The organism is Fulvivirga aurantia, from assembly GCF_009711475.1.
Classification (GTDB): Bacteria; Bacteroidota; Bacteroidia; order Cytophagales; family Cyclobacteriaceae; genus Fulvivirga; species Fulvivirga aurantia.
Genome location: NZ_SMMD01000219.1, coordinates 1 through 1,022 on the forward strand (window position 1 = coordinate 1; position 1,022 = coordinate 1,022).

Genomic DNA, 1,022 nt, shown 5'->3' on the forward strand with positions numbered 1-1,022 from the left:
TCAGATGATTAAATTTCTTCCCGTGTCTCATTATAAATTATTCTTCTTCAAGTTTATACTTAGACAAATCCATACCGAAAGTAAGATTTTTGTCTTGTACTAGCTGCTCTAATTCAGCAAGCGACTTTTTACCAAAGTTTCTGAATTTCATCATGTCAGAAATCTCAAGTCTTACAAGATCTCCAAGAGATTTTACATCTGCAGCTTTTAAGCAGTTATAAGCTCTTACTGAAAGATCAAGGTCGTTAAGCGGTGTTTTAAGAAGTTTACGCATATGTAACATCTCCTCATCTACCTGCTCAATCTCGCCACCCTTGTCAGTTTCAAGCTCAATAGACTTATCAGAAAACAACATAAAGTGTTGGATAAGTATATGCGCCGCACCTTCAAGTGCCGCTTCTGGATGAATAGAACCATCTGTTTCTATATCAAGCACTAATTGCTCGTAGTCAGTTTTCTGTTCTACCCTTGTGTTTTCAATGCTATACTTTACGTTCTTTATTGGTGTAAAAATCGCATCGATTGGAATAAATCCGAATACTTGCTCAGAAGGCTTATTTTCTTCTGCTGGTAAATATCCTCTTCCTTTTTCTACAGTTAACTCTATTTCTAAATCAACTGACTCATCAAGATTACAAATCACTAAGTCAGGATTAAGGATTTCAAATGCGTTTGTACCCTTAGCGATATCAGACGCTTTAAATTCCTTTTGATTTTTGATAGAAACAGTAATTTTATTGTCAACCGAATCTCCAACCTTCTTAAATCTTACCATTTTAAGATTCAAGATTACCTCAGAAACATCTTCTACGACACCTTCGATAGTTGAAAACTCGTGCAATACGCCTGGCATTTTAACACCAGTAATGGCATAGCCCTCTAATGAAGAAAGTAAGATTCTTCTTAGAGCATTACCTATGGTAACTCCATAACCTTTTTCTAGTGGTTTGAAAGTAAATAAGCCGTGGAAATCATCTGCCTTTTCCATTACGACTTTGTCAGGCATTTGAAATGCTAAAATT

1 protein-coding gene is annotated in these 1,022 nt (G+C 35.6%); it reads right to left on the minus strand.

Going from position 1 to position 1,022, the window contains the following annotated elements; genetic code table 11:
- Nucleotides 1–37: 37 nt before the first annotated feature.
- A complete protein-coding gene (locus E1176_RS00700; protein WP_343030485.1) occupies nt 38–1,021 on the minus strand; it encodes a DNA-directed RNA polymerase subunit alpha in 984 nt (327 codons plus the stop codon).
- Nucleotide 1,022 lies beyond the last annotated feature (1 nt).